Origin of the sequence: Xanthomonas cissicola, assembly GCF_008801575.1 — a bacterium.
Classification (GTDB): domain Bacteria; phylum Pseudomonadota; class Gammaproteobacteria; order Xanthomonadales; family Xanthomonadaceae; genus Xanthomonas; species Xanthomonas cissicola.
In genome coordinates, this window is record NZ_VZPL01000285.1 from 1 (window position 1) to 252 (window position 252).

Below are 252 nucleotides of genomic sequence, written 5' to 3' on the forward strand. Positions count from 1 at the left end.
CTTAGACATCTCAAGGCCATGGAAAATGGCTGATTCGGAGGTGTCCATGAGCAGTAAGCGGTATACGGATGAGTTCAAGATCGAGGCGGTCCGGCAAGTGACCGATCGTGGGTTCAAGGTGGCAGAGCGTAAGCTCCCCCGTCAAGCAGGCACTTTAAAAGTAGAGCTTTCGGCGTACTTGTTGCGGTACTCGACCGGGGTCATTCCGCCGAGCGAATCATGGGATCTTGCTTGGTTGTAGTCGATCATCCA

1 protein-coding gene and 1 pseudogene are annotated in these 252 nt (G+C 53.6%); one reads left to right on the top strand and one right to left on the bottom strand.

The window, feature by feature from the left end:
• Positions 1-46 precede the first annotated feature (46 nt).
• Positions 47-127, top strand: a pseudogene (locus tag F7R02_RS26105) (transposase); the annotation flags it as partial.
• A 14-nt stretch (positions 128-141) separates the two neighbouring features.
• Here F7R02_RS26105 and F7R02_RS26110 read toward each other — a convergent pair.
• On the bottom strand, positions 142-252 hold a 111-nt coding region (locus tag F7R02_RS26110; RefSeq protein ID WP_151210384.1), incomplete at its 5' end, for an IS3 family transposase.